The sequence below is a fragment of the Kitasatospora sp. MMS16-BH015 genome, from assembly GCF_002943525.1.
Taxonomy (GTDB): Bacteria; Actinomycetota; Actinomycetes; order Streptomycetales; family Streptomycetaceae; genus Kitasatospora.
In genome coordinates this window covers 1,870,788-1,891,586 of the sequence record NZ_CP025394.1, presented here as the reverse complement: position 1 = coordinate 1,891,586, position 20,799 = coordinate 1,870,788, and the positions used below count along the sequence as shown (strand labels likewise).

Genomic DNA, 20,799 nt, shown 5'->3' with positions numbered 1-20,799 from the left:
ACCGGGCACGAATGACATCGAAATCCATCTGACTATGTCATGTCCAGGGAAGATCAAAGTGACGCTCGTCACACGGCAATGCCGGGGCCGTGTGCGGGGGAAATCGCCGAAATATTACCGGCGGGTCTACTGGCGAGTAGTGATTCGGGTCAGGCCTGCGGGGGCGTCAGCCGCTTGCCGAGCCAGGTGAGGGCCGGGGGGATTTCGCGCGTCCAGGTGTGGAAGTTGTGCCCGCCGCTGTCCAGGGTGATGGTGGAGAGCTGGGTCGGGGCCTTGAAGGCGCCCACCATCTTCTGGGTGCCCTCGTAGTTGTCCTCGTTGGGGCTGGTGGCCAGCAGCAGCGAGACCGGGGCGGCGGGCTGGGTGTGCAGCCGCCAGAGCAGGTCGTTCTCGCGCTTGAGCTCGGCGCTGCCCTCGAAGAGGTCGCCCGTGGTCGGGTCGATCGGGGCCGTGTAGTAGCCGGAGAGCGAGACGGCCGCGCGGTAGGCGTCCGGCTTGCGCAGCGCGAACTTCAGCGCGCAGTAGCCGCCGGTGGAGTTGCCGATCACCGCGCGGGCCTGCGGCAGGTCGGTGATCCGGTAGGTGGCCGACATCGCCTTGGGCAGGTCCTCGGTGAAGTAGGTCTCCACCTTGGGGCCGTTCGGGATGTCCATGCACTCGGTGTCGCGGCTGCCGCCGGCCGGGGTGGTGCGCATCATCACCAGCACGGTGGGCGGCAGCTGGCCGGCCTGGATCGCCTGGAGCGTGGAGGTCGGGTACGACATCAGCGAGATGAGCTTCTCGGCCGAGCCCGGGTAGCCGGCCAGCACCAGGGCCATCGGGAACTTCCGCGCCGCGTAGCCCGGCTGGAAGTACTGCGGCGGCAGGTAGACGTACGCCTGGCTGCTCAGGCCCGAGCCGGCTCCTTTGATGGTGACGTTCTGGATCACCCCGGAGCGGTCCTTGGCCGAGCCCTGCGCGGAGTACATCTTCTGCTCGCCGGTGAGCGAGACGGCCTTGCCGGGCTGGTGGTCCACCACCTGGCCCGGGGCGCCGTCGGTGCCCAGCAGGTCGCTCCAGGTGGTGTAGAAGCCGAAGTACGAGTTCGCCACCAGGCCCATCGCCACCAGCACCGCCACCTGCGCGGCCAGGAAGGCCCCGAACCGGCCGAGCCAGCTGCGCCACCCCTTGCCGGCGAGCCGGGGCCAGAGCCACATGGTGGCGGCGAAGACGGCGACCGCGACGAGGGCGGCGATGATCTGAAGCGGGACTCCGGTCAGGCTGGGCATTGGCCGATGGTAACGGGCCTCCGTGCGGGCGGGCCGACCGGCAGGCGCTCAGGCGGATTCGGCGGTGGCGGCCTCGGCGGCGCCGGTGGTGGTGCGGTCGGTGGCGGGGGCGGGCCGCAGGTGGCGGCGGAAGAGCAGCCAGGCGAGGGCGCCGACGGCGAAGCCGTACGCGGAGACCAGGCCGTGCCCGTTGGACTGGGCGAACCAGAGCGCCAGGCCGAGCACCGGGACGCCGAGCGCGAGCAGCTTCGGCTGCGGGCCGCCCTTGCCCGCCTGGTCGCCGTGGAGCAGCAGGGCGGCGGCCAGGGTGGCGCCGAGGAAGTAGGTGGCGCCGGAGCTGCCGGCGAAGTTGCGCGGGTCGGTGCTGTGCGAGGTCTGGCCGAACAGCGCGTCGATCCGCTCGGGCAGCAGGATGCCGGTGAGGAAGAGCCCGAGCATCAGCGGGCCGCCCCAGAACCACTGCGCGAAGGCCGCCATCACGGCGAGGGTGGCCAGGTTCCAGACCGTGCCGCCGATGCCGCCGTTCTGCATGAACACCGAGGTGAGCACCCGCCACCAGCCGTGCTTGGCGGGGTCGGAGTCGAGCGCCCCCATCGCGCCGGACCAGCAGAGCTGGAGCACCACCCCGCCGACCCCGAGGCCGGTCAGCGCCACCGCCGCCCAGGGGAGGCCGCGCCGGCGCACCGTCCCCTCGCCGATCAGGGCCAGGCCCCCCTTGAACATGACCACCATCAGTGCCGCCGTGGTCACGTTGAACAGCAGAACGTCCATCGCCACCGCCCCCTCCGAGCTGGTTCGATCTTGCAGATCATGACCCTAGCGGTACGTTCGCCGTACCGGCCCGGCCGGGGGCGTTCGGCTCAGGCGTCGCGGCGGTCGGCGACCAGGACGGACAGGCCGGTCGCGGCGAGGGCCCAGCCGGCGTAGGCGGCCCAGGCGCCGGGGACGGTGGGCGGGTGGTGCAGCGGCAGCTGGTCGCCGAGGTCGATCCGGGTGAGGAAGCGCCAGGCGTTGAGCGGCATGGCGTGGCCGACGGCGGCCGTCCAGGCGTGGGTGTCGGTGAAGAGCGAGGGCAGTACGAAGAGCACCAGCACCCCCGCCACCACGGTGGCCGCGCCGTGCCGCAGCAGGACACCGAGGCAGAAGCCGACCAGGGCGCAGACCGGTGCGTACAGCGCGGTGGCCGCGAGGAAACGCGGCGCGCCCGGGGCGGCGACCGAGAGCCCGAGGTGCTTCCCGGCGAGCAGCGCCTGGGTCAGCCAGAACGAGAGGCCGGCCAGCAGCAGGCCGTAGCCGGTCATCACCGCCGCGAGCACGACCGCCTTGGCCGTGAGCACCGCCCGGCGGCGCGGCACCGCGACGAAGGTGGTGCGCACCAGCCCGGTCGCGTACTCGCTGACCGAGACCATCGCGCCGACCCCGGCCGTGACCAGGAGCAGCAGGTCGGAGCCGAGCAGGGTGAAGGCGGTGTCGAAGGCGGCCTGCGGGTTGAAGGCGTCGCCGACCCGGGAGTTGTCGGCCATGTACTGCGCCGACCGCAGGTTGGCCGCGAGCACGCCCAGGGTGGTCAGGCCGAGCACCAGGGAGACCGAGCGCACGGACCAGAACTTGGTCCACTCGGCGGCGAGCAGGTGGTGGAAACGGGAGGCTGTGTGCAGGGGGGTGGGGTGCAGGGGCGCGGTGTTCACGAGGGTGCTCCGGTGGTGAGGTCGAGGAAGGTCTGCTCCAGGGAGCCGGTCCGGGCGGTGAGCTCGGCCAGCGTGCCGGTGGCCAGCAGGCGGCCCCGGCCGATGACCACCAACTCATGCGCCGTCTGCTCCAGTTCGGACATCAGGTGGCTGGAGAGCAGCACGGTGCGGCCCTCGGCGGCCAGGCGGCGCAGCAGTTCGCGGACCCAGCGCACGCCCTCCGGGTCCAGCCCGTTGAGCGGCTCGTCGAAGAGCAGCACCGGCGGGTCGCCCAGCAGGGCGCCCGCGATGCCGAGCCGCTGCTTCATGCCCAGCGAGTACCCGGCGATCCGCCGCTGGGCGGCGCCGGTCAGGCCCACCTCGGTGAGCAGCGCGTCCACCCGGGCGGCGGGGATGCCGTTGCTGCGGGCCAGCGCGAGCAGGTGGGCCCGGCCGCTGCGGCCGCCGTGCACCTCGTTCGCGTCGAGCAGCGCGCCGACCTGGCGCAGGCCGCGCGGGCGGTGGCGGAACGGCAGGCCGTCGATGGTCGCGCGGCCGGCGGTCGGGGCGTCCAACCCCAGGATCAGCCGCAGGGTGGTGGACTTGCCCGCGCCGTTCGGCCCCAGGAAGCCGGTCACCCTGCCGGGGTGGACGGTGAAGCTCAGCTGGTCGACGGCGGTGGTGCGGCCGTAGCGCTTGGTCAGCTCGGTGACTTCGATCATGGCCACCACGGTGCCCGGCCGGCGGGGCTCCGGGCATCCGGCCGGGGTTGACAGTGCGTCACGACCAGGGTCGTACAACCTGGGTCCGATGCCCGGCGGTGGGGCGGCTCGTTACGATCACCGCATGTCCACTCCCACCACGGCCCTGGGCCTGCCACTGCTCCGACGCGTGCCACCCGCGGGGTGGGTGGCGGCGGCCTGGTGCGCTCTGGTGCTGCCGGCTGCGCCGCAGTCGGCCGGGTTCCTGCTGGTCGCCTCGGCGGTGGCCTTCGGGGGTGCGGCGCTGCTCGGGCGGCGGCCGGTGCTCGGCGTGGGGCTGCTGCTGCTGGCGACCGTGGCGGTGACCGATGCGACCAGTGCGGGGGGGCAGCTCTCGCTGCTCTCGCTGGCGGCGGTGTACGCGGCGCTGGCGGTGGTGACGGCGCGGCAGCCGGCGCGGCGTTCGCGGGCCGCCTTCGGGCTGGTGCTGGTGGTCCTGGTGCTGCACCTGGGCATGACGGCGGACAACACGGTCGGGGTGACCACCTCCACGTACGACGGGCGGCCGCCGGCGGGCACCGTCTTCACGCTCGGGCGCTACCACGTGACCAGCGGTCTGCCGCACCTCGGGGCCTCCGACGAGGGCGTGCTGGCGGCGGTGATCGCCTGGCTGGTGGGGCGGTCGGTGCGGCAGGCGCGGGAGTACGGCGAGGCCTTGGGCGCCCGGCGCGCGGAGCAGGCGGTGACGGCCGAACGGCTGCGGATCGCCCGGGAGATGCACGACACCGTCGCGCACAGCATGGGCGTCATCGCGCTCCAGGCGGGCGCGGCGCGGCTGGTGATCGACTCCCGGCCGGAGCGGGCCAAGGAGGCGCTGGGCGTGATCGAGACCGCCGGGCGCCAGACACTGGCGGGGATGCGGCGGCTGGTCGGGGCCGTGCGGGAACCCGGGCCGGGGATAGGGGAGTTGGCGGAGCTGGCGGCGGTGACCTCGCAGGCGGGGGTGGCGGTCGAGCTGCGGCGGGTGGGGGAGCTCGGCGGTCTGCCGGTGGAGACCTCGCAAGCGGTGTACCGGATCGCGCAGGAGGGGGTGGCGAACGTGGTGCGGCATGCCGGGGTGGGGAGTTGCCGGGTGCGGGTCGAGCTGCTCCCGGCCGGGGTGGTGGAGGTGGAGGTCACGGACCGGGGGCAGGGCACCGGTGGGCCGGGCGGCGGAGGGTACGGATTGATCGGGGTGCGGGAGCGAGTGGCTCTGCTGGGTGGGGAGTTCGAGGCCGGCCCGCAGGCCGGTGGCGGGTTCCGGGTGGCGGCTCGACTGCCGGTGGGGGAGGAGGCACGGTGACGGTGCGGGTGGTGTTGGCGGACGACCAGCCCCTGGTGCGGGCCGCGTTGGAGATGGTGATCTCGGCGACGGACGACGTGGAGGTGGTGGGGGAGGCCGGCAACGGGGCGCAGGCCGTGCAGTTGGTGGCCGAGCTGCGGCCGGACGTGGTGGTGATGGACATCCGGATGCCGGGGATGGATGGGATCGAGGCCACCCGGGCGGTCGCGGGGGAGACCACGGTGCTGGTGCTCACCACCTTCGACGAGGACGAGTACGTCTACGCCGCGCTGCGGGCCGGCGCGGCCGGGTTCCTGGTCAAGGACATGGCGCTGGCCGAGATCCTGGCCGCGATCCGGGTGGTGGCCGCGGGCGACGGGCTGATCGCGCCCGCGGTGACGCGGCGGCTGATCGCCGAGTTCGCGGCCCGCCCCGGACCGGTGCAGCGGCAGGCCGGGGCGGAGCGGCTGGCGGGGCTGACCGAGCGGGAGCGGGAGATTCTGACCCTGGTCGGACGGGGGCGGTCCAACACCGAGCTCGCCGCCGAGCTGGTGATCAGCGTGGCCACGGTGAAGACCTATGTGACCCGCCTGCTGGCCAAGCTGGACGCCCGGGACCGGGTGCAGTTGGTGATCCTCGCGTACGAGACCGGGCTGGTCAGCCCGTAGCGGGCGGGTCCCGGCAGGTCCGCCCGGACCCGACGGGTGGTCAGGAGCCGGTGCGGATCACGATCGGGTTGGTCAGGGCGGCCATCGGGCCCCAGGGGAGGTCGGTGGTGATCGAGTTGCCCTGGCCGGGGGTGCCGTCGGGCTTGGGGTGGCGGACCTCCGCCCGGACGTAGGAGGCGAGCGAGGCGGTGGTACGCCAGGTCACGGTGCCGGTGCCTGTGGCGGGCAGGGCCTCCTGGTGCAGCTGGCCCTCGTCGGTGAGGAAGCGGACCGTGCCGGAGGGCACCCCGGAGACCGTCAGGCGGACGTCGAGCGGGGTGTCGGCGGGGGCGGTCAGGGTCTCGCCGATGCCGGCCTGGCGACCGTGGCCGGTGACGGTGAACTCCAGCTGGACGGCGGACGATTCGGCCAGCCAGCTGCGCCCGGCCCGCAGGCCGTCGAGCACGGCGGCCCGGCTCAGGTCCTCGGCCAGCACCACATTGTGCGGGAAGCCGATCACCTGCGGGGCGCTGTGCGCATCGCTGTTGCCCATCGCCGGCAGCCAGCGGCGGCCCTCGCGGAGGGCCACCGCGAGCCGACCGTCCCAGGTGTCGACGGCGGATTCGTCGTCGTAGGTCCAGGGGCCGTTCCAGACCTCGACGGCGTCGGCCTGCTCGTAGCCGAACTTCCACTGGCAGGCCACGTACGGGCAGTACGGATGCGCGGGCACCACCAGGCCGCCGGAGCGGTGCACCTGGCGGGCGAAGCGCGGGAACGCCTCGTCGCGGGAGCGGTAGCGCCAGTCGACGAACTCGCCCGGGGTGAGGCCGAGGGCCAGCCAGTGGCCGTTGCGGGTGGTGATCTCCTCGCCGGTGACGATCAGCAGGTCGGGGCCGGCCAGCGGCCCCCAGACGCCGTGCGAGGAGCTGGTGTTGTGGTCGGTGGAGACGATGAAGTCCAGGCCCGCCGCCCGGGCCCCGGCGGCCACCTCCTCGGGCAGCCGTCGGCCGTCGGAGTACACGGTGTGCAGGTGGCAGTCGCCCCGGTACCAGGCCCGGCCCCGGCCGCGGGCGCGCTCCGGCGGGTAGTGCGGGGTGAAGACCGGCCCCGGGTCGCCGAACCGGAAGGTGACCTGCACCTGGTAGTCCAGGCCCTGCGGCGCGACCTGGTACGGGCCGAGGGCGATGTGCCAGGTGCCGGGGTTGACCGGGCCGGGCAGGTAGCCGGGGGTGGCGGCGGAGCGGGAGAGGCTGAACTCGGTGCGGAAGCCGCCGGACCAGCCGCGGAAGCCGCGGCCGCCGAGGGTGGTGCCGCGTTCGTCGAAGATGCCGATGTCGCAGGAGTTGCCCGGTGTCCCGGGCGGGACGGTGGGCTTGGTGTAGTGGTAGGAGACAGTCAACTCGCGGACGCCCGGGGGGACTTCGATGGGGAGGTAGACGAAGTCGGGGGCGCCGGTGGGGAGGTGGCCGGTGAGGGTGACCGTTCGGTCGGGCGGGATGGCGGGGTCGGCGGACGCTTGACCGACGGCGGCGAGGGTGAGGGCGGTGGTGGCGGCGGTGAGGATGGTGCGGCGGGCGGGGCGGGCTGTGCCGGGGTCTTCGGTGGGCATCGGGGCCTCCGGGCGGCTGGCGGGACGGGTCTGTCCGACCGCCTACCCGCGCCGATGAATCCGTGATGAGGGGGAGTTCACGGGCGCGGGGCGGGAGGGTGAAGGGGTGGGCGGGACTCTCGCCCCAGGGGATGCCCGCGCAGTTCCCCGCGCCCCTGGCGGGTGGGGGTGCTCGCGGGAGATCCCCGCGCCCCTGGCGGGTGGGGGGTGCTCGCGGGAGATCCCCGCGCCCCTGGCGGGTGGGGGTGCCTGTTCAGGAGGCGGTGCGGGGGATGCGGCGCTCCCAGGTGCGTTCGAAGATCACCGAGCCGGTGTCGTGGGCGGTGAGGTGGTTGCGGGTGGTGAAGTGGGTGGCGGTGGCGGTGAGTTCGGAGCGGGTGGTGACGGTGGTGTCCCAGCCGAGGTCGGGGCGTTGGAGGCGGATGGTCCAGTCGGAGCGGGTGTGGGCGGTGAGGGGGTCGTCGGAGGTGATCTCGTAGCACTCCAGGGCCCGTTCGTCGAAGACCAGGCCGTCGGGGTAGGTGCGGGAGCCGCCGTAGTTGGGGTCGACCTCCAGGCGCCAGGTGCCGGTGGCCACGTCGTGGTGGACCAGGCGCTCGGGGCGGGCGGTGAGCGGCTCGGTGGTGCGCACGTCCAGGGTGGGGGCGTGTTCGGGGGCCTCGAAGGTGATCGGCGGGCTGCCCGCGTCGGCCGCCAGGTGGCGGACCGGGAGGCTCAACTCGCTGTGGCCAGGGTCGAGTTCGAAGCCGCTGGTGCCCGGCTGGGGCCAGACCCAGGGCCAGTAGGCGGAGGAGAGGGCCAGCCGCAGCCGGTGGCCGGGCGGGAAGGCGTGGGCGATGCCGACCAGCTCGAACTCCACCTCCTCGACGGCGCCGGGCTCCCAGTCCACCGCCTGGTCCCGGCCGCGGCGGGCGGCGAGGTTGAGCACGCCCCGGGTGACCAGGGTGGAGGAGCCGTCCGGGGCGACGTCGCAGAGCCGGGCGGCGATCTGGCCGCGCCGGGCGTCGCACCGCACCCGCAACCGCACCCCGGCCCGCCCGAGGATCTCCAGTCGCTCGGGCAGCGGGGCGGAGTCGAAGCAGACCGAGCGGCCGTCCTCCTCGCGCTGGTCCGGCGGCAGGTCGGCCGCGTTGCCGAACGGGAAGAACCGCCCGGCGTCGATGCCGGTGTGCTGGGGCGAGCGGACCGGGACGAAGCGGTCGGCGGTGCCGGCCGTGCGCAGCGCGTCGTCCAGGCCGTAGCGGACCGGCCGCACGTCCGGCGAGGGCCAGCTCTCCTCGCCGGTCCAGCGGCCGGGCCGGTTGGCGTAGACGGTGGCGGGCGGCACCGACTCGTTCATCCAGCTGCGCAGCGCGGGCTCGCGCATCACCCCGGTGTCCACGCCCTTGAGCCAGTGGTCCCACCAGCGGAGCGTCTCCTGCAGGAAGCCGATCGCCGGGCCGGGCGGCAGGCCGCGGTCGGGGTACTGGTGCGACCAGGGCCCGATGATGCCGCGCACGGGCGAGGAGAGGTGCTCGACCAGCCGCAGCACGGTGTCCCGGTACGGGTCGGCCCAGCCGCCGACGGCCAGCACGGCCGCCTTGATCGCGCCGTAGTCCTCGCAGACGCTGCCGTGGCGCCAGTACGCGTCGCGGGTCTGGTGGGCCAGCCAGGGGTGGGTGAAGGGCTCGACGGCCGCGAGCCGCTCCAGCCACATCCGGCGCCAGTCGTCGCCGACGTACTGCGGGTCCGGCGGGCGGGCGGTGAAGGCCAGCATGGTGGCCGACCAGGCGTGCATGTCGACGGCGAGCAGCGAGCCGCCGAAGTAGTGCACGTCGTTGTCGTAGCGGTCGTCGGTGGAGCAGACGGTGACCACGGCCTTGAGCGGCTCGGGGGCGAGCGCGGCGATCTGCAGGCTGTTGAAGCCGCCCCAGGAGATGCCGAACATCCCCACCTTGCCGTCGCACCAGGGCCGCGCGGCCAGCCACTCGACCACCGACACGCCGTCGGCCAGCTCCTGGGCGGAGTACTCGTCACCGGGCAGCCCGCCCGAGTTCCCGTGCCCCCGGATGTCCACCCGGACGGAGGCGTAGCCGTGCGCCGCGTACCACGGGTGGCGCTCGGCGTCGCGCGGGGCCGTCCAGTCGGTCAGCCGGTACGGCAGGTACTCCAGCAGGGCCGGTACCGGCTCGTCGGTGACGGGCCGCCAGACGCGGGCGTACAGCTCGACACCGTCTTCGAGCGGGATGCGGAGGTCTTCGCGGGTGACTGAGTACGACAACGGAGCTCCCGGCGGGGCGTCAGTGGACGGGGTGCATGGTGCGGCGCATCCAGGGCAGCAGGCTCCACAGCAGCAGGCCGCAGAGCACGGCGAAGACGCCGATCGAGCCGTAGTAGGCGGCGTCCGGGATCTCGCCGTAGAGGCGGACCAGCTGGGCGGAGACGCCCTGGGCGAGGGCGAGCGAGAGGAACCAGAGGGCCATGGTCTGGCTGGCGAAGTGACGCGGGGCCAGCTTGGTGGTGGCCGACATGCCGGTGGTCTCGAGCAGGATGTCGCCGAGGCCCATGAAGAGGTAGCAGCCGACCAGCCAGAGCGCGGCCACCCGGTACTCGCCGCTGCGCCCGGCGGTGGGCAGCACCAGCACCAGGAAGGCGGCGCCGCCGGCGAAGAGCGAGTAGGCGATCTTGCGGGAGGCGTGCGGCTGTCGGCTGCCGAGCCGGGCCCAGAGGCCGGCCACCAGCGGGGCGGCCAGCACCTCGATCACGCCGAGCACCGACTGCCACCAGCTGGAGGGGAAGGTCCAGCCGAAGACGGTGTTGTCCACGTGGTCCAGGGCCAGGAAGGCGAGGGTGGTGTAGGAGGAGAAGAGCACCAGGTTGAAGACCACCGAGGCGAGGAAGAGCACCAGGTACGGCCGCAGCCGTCCGCGTTCGGCGGCGCTGACCTCGGGGCTGCGGAACATCACCCAGAAGTAGACGGCCGGGGCCAGCACCGAGACCAGGGTGATCGCGTCCACGCCCCGGCTGAGGGTGAGCCAGCCGACGGCCCACAGCAGCAGGCCGAGCGCGGCCACCGCCGCCGCCCCGAACAGGCTGCGGGTCAGGTAGCGGGTGCGCTCGGCAGCGCCCAGCGGGTGCACCGGGCCGCTGCGCACCAGGCCCCGGCGGCCGAGCAGGTACTGGGCGATGCCGAAGGTCATGCCGAGCGCGGCGGCGGAGAAGCCCCAGTGCCAGCCCCGGTTCTGGCCGAGCCAGCCGCTGATCAGCGGGCCGAGGAAGGCGCCGATGTTGATGCCCATGTAGTAGAGGGCGAAGCCGGCGTCGCGCCGCTGGTCCTCGGTGGCGTACAGCTGCCCGACCATGGTGGAGACGTTGGGCTTGAGGAAGCCGGTGCCCACGATGATCAGCCCCAGGCCCAGCCAGGTGGTCGCGGTGGTGGGCACCGCCATCGTGTAGTGGCCGCAGGCGATCAGCACCCCGCCGTACAGCACCGCCCGGTAGGAGCCGAGCACCCGGTCGGCCAGCCAGCCGCCGACCACGGAGAGCAGGTAGACCAGCGTGCCGTAGGCGGCGACCACCGAGGAGGCGGTGTTCTTGGCCATCCCCAGGCCGCCGTCGGCGGTGCTCGCGGCGAAGTAGAGCGCGAGGATCGCCTGCATGCCGAGGAAGGAGAACCGCTCCCAGGTCTCGGTGCCGAAGAGGGTCAGCAGCCCCCTGGGGTGACCGAAGAACGACCGGTCGAGCCCTGGGGCCTCCGGCCGCTGGGTGTCGGCGCTGTCGAGCACGGTGCAGCCTCTGCGGGTCGGGAGAAAGTCGGACAATAGTGGACTTTATCCCGCAAGTACGGCTGATTCGTGGTCCATCGGCCCGGCCGGGCGCGGCGGCAGCACTGAGGGGGGCTTGTAGTTGCGAATAACTTGCAACTACCCCCCGAAGGAGGGAAGGATGACCCGGTTGCCTGCTGGAAGGACCCCGCCATGCCTGCCCCCGTCCGCCTGCGCGACCGGCTCACCCGGGAGGAGTGGATCCGCCTCGCCGGCATGGGCGGCTTCGTGCTCGCCCTGCATGTGATCGGCTGGGTCACCCTGCTGGCGGTCATCGCGCCGCAGCACTACCAGGTCGGCGGCCAGGTCTTCGGCGCGGGCATGGGCCTCACCGCGTACACCCTGGGCATGCGGCACGCCTTCGACGCCGACCACATCGCGGCCATCGACAACACCACCCGCAAGCTGATGGGCCAGGGCAAGCGCCCGCTCTCGGTGGGCTTCTGGTTCTCCCTCGGCCACTCCTCGATCGTCTTCGGCCTCTGCGCGCTGCTCGCCTTCGGCATCCGCTCGCTGGCCGGCCAGGTCGAGTCGGACGACTCCTCGCTGCACAGGACCACCGGCCTGATCGGGGTCAGCGTCTCCGGCACCTTCCTGCTACTGATCGGCCTGATCAACCTGGGCGCCTTCAACGGCATCCTCAAGGTCTTCCGCAAGATGCGCGACGGCGAGTACGACGAGGCCGAGCTGGAGCGCCAGCTGGAGAAGCGCGGCTTCATGAACCGCATCCTGGGCCGCGTCACCCGGGCCGTCACCAAGCCCTGGCACATGTACCCGGTCGGGCTGCTCTTCGGCCTGGGCTTCGACACCGCGACCGAGGTCTCGCTGCTGGTGCTGGCCGGCGGCGCGGCGGCCTTCTCGCTGCCCTGGTACGCGCTGCTGGTGCTGCCCGTGCTGTTCGCGGCCGGGATGAGCCTGCTGGACACCATCGACGGCTCGTTCATGAACTTCGCCTACGAGTGGGCCTTCTCCCAGCCGATCCGCAAGATCTACTACAACCTCACCGTGACCGGCCTCTCGGTGCTGGTCGCCCTGGTGATCGGCCTGATCGAACTGATCGGCCTGCTCGGCGAGAAGCTGGACATCACCACCGGCCCGGTCGGCTGGATCTCCTCGCTCGACCTCAACCTGGTCGGCTACGCGATCGTCGGCCTCTTCGTGCTCACCTGGGCCGGGGCGATGGCCTTCTGGAAGTTCGGCAAGGTCGAGCAGAAGTGGTCGGCCGGCCTGCGGGACTGACCCGTCCTCGGACCCGAGAAGAGCGGGCCGCGACCGGGGGGACGGTCGCGGCCCGGGGCCTGTCTCATGATTCGCGTCGCCCCCGGGGGGGGAATCATGAGACAGGCCCCCAGGGCGTCTCCGAGGAGTCAGCTGCAGGTGAGCTGCGGAGCCGCCCAGTCACCGTGGTCGGAGTTGGAGCCGTTGCCGCCGTCGGTGACCACCAGGCGGAGCTCGTCGCCGCCGGTGAGGTCGGCGGTGAGGTGCTTGGCCGCGTCGCCGGTGCGCATCAGGCCGCTGTCGGCCAGCTTGGTGCCGTCCCGGTAGATCTGGAAGTTCACCGAGCCGAGCGGGCCGGCCTCGTCGTCCACGCCCACGTCGGTGGCGAGGGTCGAGCAGGTGCCGCCGATGTAGTACGTGATCTCGCTGTACGAGTTGGTGCCCAGGCCCTTGGCGTACTTGACGCCCTTGATGGTGATCGCACCGCCGTCACCGGAGCCGTTCTCGCCGTTGCTGGTGTCCTTCTCGACCGGGCCCCAGCCGTTGGAGGCGTTGGTCCAGGTCAGGTCGGAGACGGCGTGCACCCCGGCGGCCGGGCCGGCGCCGCAGGCCACCCGCGGGTTGGCCCAGTCGGCGTGGTCCCAGCTGGTGCCGTCGCCGCCGTCGGTGACCACCAGGCGCAGCTTCTGGCCGCCGGTCAGGTCGGCGTGCAGCTGCTTGGCGGCGTCCTTGCCGGTCACCACGCCGCTGTCGGCCACCAGTTGGTCGTCCTTGTAGACCTTGAACTCCACCGACCCGTTGCCGTACGCCTCGTCGTCCACGCCCACGTCGGTGGTGAGGTCACGGCAGGCGCCGTTCAGGAAGTAGGTGATGTCGCTGGGGGCGTGCACCCCGAGGCCCTTGGCGTAGCCGGTGCCCCGGATGGCCAGGGTGCGGCCGTCGCCGAGGGCGGTGTCGCCGTTGCTGCGGTCGCGCTCGGCCGGGCCCCAGCCGTTGTCGGCGGAGAGCCAGGAGAGGTCGCTCAGCTCGGTCATGCCGTGCGGCGGCGGGACCGGGCCGTTCGGGGTGACCCTCAGCATCACGGTGCCGTGTCCGGGCACGGTCGCGCTGACCTTGTCCGTGACCGAGCCGGTCTTCTTGGACCAGAGGTCCTTGGTCGCGTACTGCTTGGCACCGCCGATGCCCAGCGAGGCCACCGTGGCGCTGACGGTGGTCGCGTAGGAGCCCTCGTTGGTCAGGGTTACCGCGCGGCTGCCGTCGGCCAGCGGCTTGGTCATCACCGTGGTGCCGGGGGCCGAGGGCACCACGGTGCCTTGGCGGCCCAGCTTGTCCTGGTCGACGGCGATGACGTCCTGGTTGGTGAGGATCGCCAGCGTCTCGGGGCTCGCGCTGCGCAGGTCGCTGCCGATCAGCAGCGGGGCGTTCATCTCGGCCCAGAGGCTGAAGTGGGTGCGGTACTCGGTGCCGGTCATGCCGCCGTTGCCGACCTCCAGCATGTCCGGGTCGTTCCAGGCGCCGATCCGCGAGTACGGGGCGAGGCCCTCGTTCTGGTGAGCGATGTCGATCATGCTCTGCCAGGTGTCGCTGATGTCGCCCGTGGTGCGCCAGGAGTTGCCGACCGGCTGCCCCCACTGCCAGGGCGAGTTGGCGCCCCACTCGCAGATCGAGAACAGGATCGGGCGGCCGGTGGCGGCCAGTGCGTCCCGCATCGTCTTGTAGCGCTGCTGGGCGTCGACGCCCTGGTTGTTGCAGTTGTCGTACTTGAGGTAGTCCACGCCCCAAGAGGCCCACAGGTTGGCGTCCTGCTGCTCGTGGCCCAGGCCGCCGGGGAAGCCCTGCACGTCGCAGGTCTTGCTGCCGGCGCTGGAGTAGAGGCCGAACTTGAGGCCCTTGCCGTGCACGTAGTCGGCCACGGCCTTGATCCCGTGCGGGAAGCGCACCGGGTCGGGCACGAGGTTGCCGGCGGCGTCGCGCTGCGGCAGGGCCCAGCAGTCGTCGATGTTGACGTACTGGTAGCCGGCCGCCTTGAGGCCCTTGCTGACGAAGATGTCGGCGATGCCCTCGACCATCGACTCGTTGAACTCGGCCCGGCAGTGGGTGGAGTTCCAGTTGTTGAACCCCATCTGCGGGGTCAGGTCGAGGCCGTTGTCCAGGGCCATCGCGGGCGGGGCGGTGACCAGCGAGACGGCCGCGGAGATCGCGCTGCCGCCGGTCAGCAGGGCCAGCGAGGTGACGGCGGCGCCGGCTCGGCGGCGCCAGGTGGATCCGGTGGTTCTGCGGGACAGCACCGTGGGGCTCCAGCAGGTGTGGGTGGGCGGAGATGAACACGAAGGCAAGCAAAGCGACGCGTTCAAACGGAATGCAACATATGACAGCGGCGTTTCAGGCTCACGTCAAGAGGTCGAACAGTGGCTGGATCAGGTCAACGGCAAGGGTTTTGGCCAGTTCGAGACGGCTTGGCCGAAACCGCATCTGGTGGATTCTGGTGTTGGAAAATATTTGGACCGAGGCAGGGCGGGGGAGCGGAGGCCGCCAAGAGTTAACGCACGGAGTCTTGTCGCGTCATTTTCTACGCGCGTATCTTTGCCCCGTCCGAGTGACGGTCCGTCTCCTCAGGTTTGAGTGACGTGCTGTCAGAACTCTTCTGAGGAGCCCTGCCCAGGTGACCAACCCCCAGCCGCCTGCCCGTGTCCGTCGTTCCGTCCTGCGCGCGGTGATCCTGCCCGCGGGCGTCGCCGCCTCGCTGGTCCTCGTCCCGCTGCCCGGCGCCGTCGCGGCCCCCTCGGCCGACGCCGTCATCTCCGAGGTCTACGGCGGCGGCGGCAACTCCGGCGCCGTGCTCAAGAACGACTTCGTCGAGCTGGCCAACAAGGGCGGCGCCGCCTTCGGGCTGGCCGGCTGGAGCGTCCAGTACATCTCCGGCACCCCGGGCGCCACCTCGCAGTGGGCCGTCACGCCGCTCACCGGTGCGATCCCGGTCGGCGGCCGGTACCTGATCGGTGAGTCGGCCGGCGCCGGCGGCACCGTCGACCTGCCGACCCCGGACGCCACCGGCTCGCTCGCGCTCTCCGCCGCCAACGGCACCATCGCGCTGGTCCAGGGCACCGACCCGCTCAGCTGCAAGACCGCCGCCGACTGCGCCGCCGACGCCCGGGTCAAGGACCTGGTCGGCTTCGGCACCGCCGTGGTGCACGAGGGCAGCGCGGCCGCCGCCGGCGCGGGCAACACCGCCTCGGTGGCCCGGGCCGCCGGCCTGGCCGACACCGACGACAACGCCGCCGACCTCAAGGCCGGCACCCCCACCCCGGTCAACAGCCGCGGCGAGACGGTCGACCTCGGCGGCACCCCGACCGGCCCGACCGAGCCCGGCCCGCTGCGCATCCACGACATCCAGGGCACCACCCGCCTCTCCCCGGAGGCCGGCAAGGTCGTCACCGGCGTGCCCGGCGTGGTCACCGGCCTGCGCACCTCCGGCACCAAGGGCTTCTGGCTGCAGGACACCCACCCGGACGCCGACCCGGCCACCAGCGAGGGCATCTTCGTCTACACCGGCAGCGCCGTGCCGACCGTCAAGGTCGGCGACTCGGTGCTGGTGACCGGCAAGGTGAGTGAGTACTACCCGGCCTACACCTCGGGCAGCCAGTCCGTCACCGAGCTGAGCAACCCGGCCGTCACCGTGCTCTCCTCGGGCAACGCGCTGCCCGCGCCGGTGGTGCTGAACGACGCCTCCATCCCGGCCGTGCTGGCCCCGGACGCGAACGGCGGCAGCATCGACGGGCTGACCCTCAAGCCCGACACCTACGCGCTCGACAAGTACGAGTCGCTGGAGGGCATGCTCGTCCAGGTCAAGGACACCAAGGTCGTCCAGGCCACCGACAAGTACAACGAGCTCTGGGTCGAGGCCCGCAAGGGCGACGTGAAGTCGACCCGCGGCGGCGCGCTCTACCTGGGCTACCAGGCGCCCAACTCGGGCCGCCTGATGGTGCAGACGCAGGGCGCCAAGCTGCCGCTCGCCAACGTCGGCGACCAGCTGCTCGGCGTCACCGCGGGCCCGCTGGACTACAACCAGTTCGGCGGCTACACCATCGCGGCCGGCACGGTCGGCAGCTACCAGGACAACCACCTCCAGCGCGAGGTCACCGCCCCCGCGCCGGACGGCACCCTGACCATCGCCACCTACAACGTCGAGAACCTCGACCCGGGCGACCCGGACGACAAGTTCGCGCAGCTGGCCCAGGGCGTGGTCACCAACCTGCGCGCGCCCGACGTGGTGGCCCTGGAGGAGATCCAGGACAACAACGGGCCGGCCGGCGACGGCGTGGTGGACGCGAGCGTCACCATCGGCAAGTTCATCGACGCCGTCAAGGCGGCGGGCGGTCCGGCGTACGAGTGGCGCTCGATCAACCCGGTGGACGGCAAGGACGGCGGCGAGCCGGACGGCAACATCCGCCAGGTCTTCCTCTTCAACCCGGCCCGGGTCTCCTTCACCGACATCCCCGGCGGCGACTCGACCACCGCCGTGGACGTGGCCGGCACCGGGGCCTCGGTGGCGCTCACCGCTTCGCCGGGCCGGATCGACCCGAACAACGAGGCCTGGATGACCAGCCGCAAGCCGCTGGTGGGCCAGTTCAGCTTCCGCGGCAAGAAGGTCTTCGTGATCGCCAACCACTTCAACAGCAAGGGTGGCGACCAGGGCATCGACAGCCGCTTCCAGGCGCCGACCCGCAGCTCCGAGGTGCAGCGGGTCAAGCAGGCCGCGGTGGAGAACGCCTTCGTGAGCAAGCTGGAGACGGCCGACCCGGAGGCGAAGATCGTCTCGCTGGGCGACTTCAACGACTACCAGTTCTCGCCCGCGCTGCAGACCCTGACGGGTGGTGGGGTGCTGCGCGACCTGGTCAACGACCTGTACCCGAGCCAGCGGTACACCTACGTGTACCAGGGCAACTCGCAGGTGCTGGACCACACGCTGGTGAGCCCGGCGCTGACCAACGTCCAGTACGACGTGGTGCACGTGAACTCGGAGTTCGCCGTGCAGGCTTCGGATCACGATCCGCAGATCGTGCGCGTGCGGCCGTAGCGGCGGGACGGGGCGCGGGGAGCGGCGTCAGCCGGGCTGCTGGTGCTGCCTGGCTGGGCGCGCAGTTCCTCGCGCCCCTGTTGTGCTTACCGCAGTGCGTTCAGTACCGCCTTGGCCATCGCCTGCTCACCGAGTGCGTTGGGGTGGAAGGGGACGGCCGGGGAGCCCGGCAGCGCGCCCTCGATCCAGCGGTCGGCGGAGCAGACGTCGTGGCCGGCCGTGACGGCCGTGGTGTCCACGTAGGTGGCGCCGTTGGCGGCCGAGGTGTCGGCCAGTGTGGAGTTGAGCTTCAGCAGGACGGTGCGCAGGTAGGCCACGTCGCCGGTGGTGATCGGCTGCTTGCCGAAGCAGGTCGAGGCGTCCTGCGGCAGCACCGAGGGGTAGCCGACCACGACCACCTTGGCGTCGGGGGCCTTGGCGTGGATCCGCTGGAGGGCGTCGGCCAGCTGCGGGGCGGCGGCGTCGATCCGGTCCACCAGGGTGTCGTCGCCGTACTCCCAGGCCCAGTCGCTCCAGTTCCAGTAGCCGTGGCCGTAGTGGTCGTGGCAGGGGGTGCCGAGCGGGTTGACCACGGCGCCCGCGATGCAGGTGGCGATCACGTCGGCGATGCCCAGGTCGGAGGTGCCGAGGTCGTTGCCGCCGATGCCCAGGGTGACCAGCTTGGTGGCCGAGTCCACCGCGTCGAGTTGAGGGTCGTTGACCTTGATGAAGGCGTCGTACTGCGGCGAGGTGAGCGCGTTGACCTTCGCCGCCGAGCAGGTCACGTCGGTGTAGGCGGAGCTGCCGATGGTGGCGGCCACCAGGTGCCCGTAGTTGTGGTCCGACCGCAGGCAGAGCCCGGCGGACTGCCCGGGCACCCCGGCGCCGGCGGCGTAGGAGTCGCCGAGGGCCACGTACTTGCCGGTCGGGGCGGCGGCGTGCGCGGCGGTGGGGGCGAGCGCGGCGAGGGCGGCGGCGAACACGGCGGCGCCGAACAGGGCGGAGCGCTTCATTGTTCCTCCTGGGGGAGAGAAACGTGCGGTGGGTGGGGGAGCAGCGGATTACCGGCTACTGACAAGTAAGTTACTGTCAGGTTACGTGTATGTCCAGGAAATTGCGGACACTGAATTGTCAATTCCTGAGTGGAAGCTGTGAATTACGCTCCGGGGTGTAGCAGAAAGCAATTCGGCTACGAGGTGGAGCGGAATTGGTGGTTGACCGGTGGGGCCCGAGCGCCCAGAATCCGATACACACCTGTATCGAGTGCTGTCGAGTGAGGAGCGCTGCGTGGCCCTGGACGCCGACGTCATCGTGATCGGGGCGGGGCTGGCCGGTCTGGTCGCCACCGCCGAGCTGGCCGAGGCCGGGCGGCGGGTGATCCTGCTGGACCAGGAGCCGGCCGCCTCGCTGGGCGGCCAGGCGCACTGGTCGTTCGGCGGGCTGTTCCTGGTCGATTCGCCCGAGCAGCGGCGGCTGCGGATCCGCGATTCGCGCGAACTCGCCTGGCAGGACTGGCTCGGCACCGCCGGGTTCGACCGCCCCGAGGACGAGTGGCCGCGCCGGTGGGCCGAGGCGTACGTGGATTTCGCGGCGGGTGAGAAAAGGGCTTGGTTGCGTGCGCAGGGGCTGAAGCTCTTTCCGGTGGTCGGCTGGGCCGAGCGCGGCGGGTTGAACGCCGACGGGCCGGGCAATTCCGTGCCGCGGTTCCACATCACCTGGGGCACCGGGCCGGGTGTGGTCGAGCCGTTCGCCCGCCGGGTGCGGGCGGCCGCCGCGCGCGGGCTGGTCGAGCTGCGGTTCCGGCACCGGGTGACCGGGCTGGCCGCCACCGCCGGGGCGGTGGACACCGTGCGGGGCGAGGTGCTGGTGCCGAGCCCGGTGGCCCGGGGCGAGGCGAGCTCGCGGGAGGTGGCCGGGGAGTTCGAACTCCGGGCCCAGGCCGTGGTGGTGACCTCGGGCGGGATCGGCGGCAACCACGAGCTGGTGCGCAAGGCCTGGCCGGCCCGGCTCGGCACACCGCCGGAGCGGATGCTCTCCGGGGTGCCCGCGCACGTGGACGGGCTGATGCTCGGTCAGGTCGGCGCGGCGGGCGGCCGGCTGATCAACGGCGACCGGATGTGGCACTACACGGAGGGCATCGAGAACTGGAACCCGATCTGGCCGCAGCACGGCATCCGGATCCTGCCCGGCCCCTCCTCGCTCTGGCTGGACGCCCGCGGCCGTCGGCTCCCCGTGCCGCTCTTCCCCGGCTTCGACACCCTGGGCACGCTGGAGCACATCATGACCACGGGCCACGAGTACACCTGGTTCGTGCTCACCCAGAAGATCATCGAGAAGGAGTTCGCCCTCTCCGGCTCCGAGCAGAACCCCGACCTGACCGGCCGCAGCGTCCGCGAGGTGCTGCGCCGCGCCCTGCCCGGCGCCCCCGCGCCGGTGGAGGCGTTCAAGCGGCACGGGGCGGACTTCGTGGTGGCCGATTCGCTCTCCGAGCTGGTGGCCGGGATGAACGCCAAGACCGCCGAGCCGCTGATCGAGGAGGCCGCGCTGCGGCGGGAGATCGAGGCCCGCGACCGGGAGTTGGCCAACCCCTTCGGCAAGGACCTCCAGCTCACCGCCGTCCAGGGCGCCCGCCGCTACCTGGGCGACCGGCTGATCCGCACCGCCGCCCCGCACCGCCTGCTCGACCCCAAGGCCGGCCCGCTGATCGCCGTCCGGCTGCACGTGCTGACCCGCAAGTCGCTGGGCGGGTTGGAGACCGACCTGGACGGGCGGGTGCTGCGGGAGGGCGGTGCCCCGCTGGAGGGGGTGTACGCGGCGGGCGAGGCGGCGGGCTTCGGCGGGGGCGGGATGCACGGCTACCGTTCGCTGGAGGGTACGTTCCTCGGGGGCTGCCTCTTCTCCGGGCGGGCGGCCGGACGGGCGGCGGCGCGGGCCACTGGCTGAGCGGGTCACCGGCGGCGCGGGCCACTGGCTGAGCGGGTCACCGGCTGAGCGGGCGGGACTGCCCCGGCAGTGGCCGGGTGTTCGGGTGGCCTGCCGGCGTTTGGTAGCTTCCCGGGGTAGCTGATCTTGGGAGGGGCGGTACCGATGGCGCGTCGTACGAAGGCCGGGAAGAGCACGGAGACGGGGGCGGACGCCGCGTCGCCGGTCACGGTGACGGTCTGCCGGGGCTGCTGCTGCGGCACCGCCGCCAAGCACCCCGGGGTCGACCACGCGGCCCAGCTCGACCGCCTCAAGGCGGGCGTCGGCACGGCGGGCCGGGTCCGCGCCGTCACCTGCATCGACGCCTGCGACCACTCCAACGTGGTCGTGGTCAGCCCCTCCGCCGAGGGCCGCCGGGCGGGCGGCCGCCCGGTCTGGCTCGGCTGGGTGCTGGCCGAGGACATGCTCGACGACATCTGCCAGTGGGTCCGCGAGGGCGGCCCGGGCATTGCCGAACCCCCGGGCGTCCTCGACCTCCAGTCCTTCACCGTCTCCCGCCGGGTCGGCGCGAACGTCAGCTGACCGGC

Annotated in this window: 14 protein-coding genes and 1 pseudogene; 6 read left to right on the top strand and 9 right to left on the bottom strand. The window is 72.3% G+C overall.

The genetic code is table 11. From position 1 onward, the window contains the following. Positions 1-149 precede the first annotated feature (149 nt). The 4 genes and pseudogenes from CFP65_RS08110 to CFP65_RS08095 all read right to left on the bottom strand — a co-directional run. Positions 150-1,268 carry an esterase family protein gene (locus CFP65_RS08110; RefSeq protein ID WP_104815455.1) on the bottom strand — a complete coding sequence of 373 codons (1,119 nt, stop codon included), beginning with the start codon at positions 1,266-1,268 and terminating at the stop codon, positions 150-152. Positions 1,269-1,316: 48 nt separating this feature from the next. Then, positions 1,317-2,039 carry a hypothetical protein gene (locus CFP65_RS08105; RefSeq protein WP_254552849.1) on the bottom strand — a complete coding sequence of 241 codons (723 nt, stop codon included), beginning with the start codon at positions 2,037-2,039 and terminating at the stop codon, positions 1,317-1,319. Between the two features lie 89 nt (positions 2,040-2,128). Beyond that, positions 2,129-2,956, bottom strand: coding sequence for an ABC transporter permease (locus CFP65_RS08100; RefSeq protein WP_104815454.1), 828 nt, complete (start codon positions 2,954-2,956; stop codon positions 2,129-2,131). Positions 2,957-3,006: 50 nt separating this feature from the next. Beyond that, a pseudogene (locus CFP65_RS08095) lies at positions 3,007-3,657 on the bottom strand (ABC transporter ATP-binding protein); the annotation flags it as partial. 124 nt (positions 3,658-3,781) lie between these two features. Between CFP65_RS08095 and CFP65_RS08090 the strand changes: the two are divergent. Both CFP65_RS08090 and CFP65_RS08085 read left to right on the top strand, forming a co-directional pair. Continuing rightward, on the top strand, positions 3,782-4,978 hold the full coding sequence (locus tag CFP65_RS08090; protein WP_254552283.1) for a sensor histidine kinase: 1,197 nt from the start codon (positions 3,782-3,784) through the stop codon (positions 4,976-4,978). Then, positions 4,975-5,625, top strand: a complete 651-nt coding sequence (locus CFP65_RS08085; RefSeq protein ID WP_104815451.1) for a response regulator transcription factor — start codon at positions 4,975-4,977, stop codon at positions 5,623-5,625. The genes CFP65_RS08090 and CFP65_RS08085 overlap by 4 nt, the downstream gene beginning before the upstream one ends. 40 nt (positions 5,626-5,665) lie before the next feature. On the opposite strand, the gene CFP65_RS08080 is transcribed toward CFP65_RS08085, so the two are convergent. The 3 genes from CFP65_RS08080 to CFP65_RS08070 all read right to left on the bottom strand — a co-directional run bounded on the left by CFP65_RS08080 (position 5,666) and on the right by CFP65_RS08070 (position 10,977). Beyond that, entirely contained in the window at positions 5,666-7,213 is a 1,548-nt protein-coding gene (locus tag CFP65_RS08080; protein ID WP_104815450.1) for a CehA/McbA family metallohydrolase, read from the bottom strand. A gap of 253 nt (positions 7,214-7,466) precedes the next feature. Next, positions 7,467-9,473: a CocE/NonD family hydrolase gene (locus CFP65_RS08075; RefSeq protein ID WP_104815449.1), complete on the bottom strand. Its 2,007-nt coding sequence runs from the start codon at positions 9,471-9,473 to the stop codon at positions 7,467-7,469. A gap of 19 nt (positions 9,474-9,492) precedes the next feature. Continuing rightward, complete coding sequence (locus CFP65_RS08070; protein ID WP_104815448.1) at positions 9,493-10,977, bottom strand: peptide MFS transporter; 1,485 nt, start codon at positions 10,975-10,977, stop codon at positions 9,493-9,495. A gap of 192 nt (positions 10,978-11,169) precedes the next feature. Here CFP65_RS08070 and CFP65_RS08065 point away from each other — a divergent pair, with 192 nt between their 5' ends. Further along, complete coding sequence (locus CFP65_RS08065; protein WP_104815447.1) at positions 11,170-12,255, top strand: HoxN/HupN/NixA family nickel/cobalt transporter; 1,086 nt, start codon at positions 11,170-11,172, stop codon at positions 12,253-12,255. Positions 12,256-12,383: 128 nt separating this feature from the next. On the opposite strand, the gene CFP65_RS08060 is transcribed toward CFP65_RS08065, so the two are convergent. After that, positions 12,384-14,357 (bottom strand): NPCBM/NEW2 domain-containing protein, encoded by a 1,974-nt coding sequence (locus CFP65_RS08060; protein ID WP_104820723.1) that lies wholly within the window; start codon positions 14,355-14,357, stop codon positions 12,384-12,386. Between the two features lie 539 nt (positions 14,358-14,896). Here CFP65_RS08060 and CFP65_RS08055 point away from each other — a divergent pair. Next, a complete protein-coding gene (locus CFP65_RS08055; protein ID WP_104815446.1) occupies positions 14,897-17,311 on the top strand; it encodes a lamin tail domain-containing protein in 2,415 nt (804 codons plus the stop codon). 86 nt (positions 17,312-17,397) lie between these two features. Here the strand turns inward: CFP65_RS08055 and CFP65_RS08050 are convergent, their stop codons facing one another. Continuing rightward, positions 17,398-18,303: an SGNH/GDSL hydrolase family protein gene (locus tag CFP65_RS08050; protein WP_104815445.1), complete on the bottom strand. Its 906-nt coding sequence runs from the start codon at positions 18,301-18,303 to the stop codon at positions 17,398-17,400. Between the two features lie 274 nt (positions 18,304-18,577). Between CFP65_RS08050 and CFP65_RS08045 the strand changes: the two genes are divergently transcribed. Next, positions 18,578-20,233 carry an FAD-binding dehydrogenase gene (locus tag CFP65_RS08045; protein WP_104815444.1) on the top strand — a complete coding sequence of 552 codons (1,656 nt, stop codon included), beginning with the start codon at positions 18,578-18,580 and terminating at the stop codon, positions 20,231-20,233. 144 nt (positions 20,234-20,377) lie between these two features. Then, positions 20,378-20,794 carry a hypothetical protein gene (locus tag CFP65_RS08040; protein WP_104815443.1) on the top strand — a complete coding sequence of 139 codons (417 nt, stop codon included), beginning with the start codon at positions 20,378-20,380 and terminating at the stop codon, positions 20,792-20,794. The last annotated feature ends 5 nt before the right edge of the window (positions 20,795-20,799 follow it).

Bases quoted from the DNA above. Each gene is read 5' to 3' on its own strand.
- CFP65_RS08110 (WP_104815455.1), bottom strand. From the start codon at position 1,268: ATGCCCAGCCTGACCGGAGTCCCGCTTCAGATCATCGCCGCCCTCGTC.
- CFP65_RS08105 (WP_254552849.1), bottom strand. From the start codon at position 2,039: ATGGACGTTCTGCTGTTCAACGTGACCACGGCGGCACTGATGGTGGTC.
- CFP65_RS08090 (WP_254552283.1), top strand. From the start codon at position 3,782: ATGTCCACTCCCACCACGGCCCTGGGCCTGCCACTGCTCCGACGCGTG.
- CFP65_RS08080 (WP_104815450.1), bottom strand. From the start codon at position 7,213: ATGCCCACCGAAGACCCCGGCACAGCCCGCCCCGCCCGCCGCACCATC.
- CFP65_RS08065 (WP_104815447.1), top strand. From the start codon at position 11,170: ATGCCTGCCCCCGTCCGCCTGCGCGACCGGCTCACCCGGGAGGAGTGG.
- CFP65_RS08060 (WP_104820723.1), bottom strand. From the start codon at position 14,357: ATGGGGTTCAACAACTGGAACTCCACCCACTGCCGGGCCGAGTTCAAC.
- CFP65_RS08050 (WP_104815445.1), bottom strand. From the start codon at position 18,303: ATGAAGCGCTCCGCCCTGTTCGGCGCCGCCGTGTTCGCCGCCGCCCTC.
- CFP65_RS08040 (WP_104815443.1), top strand. From the start codon at position 20,378: ATGGCGCGTCGTACGAAGGCCGGGAAGAGCACGGAGACGGGGGCGGAC.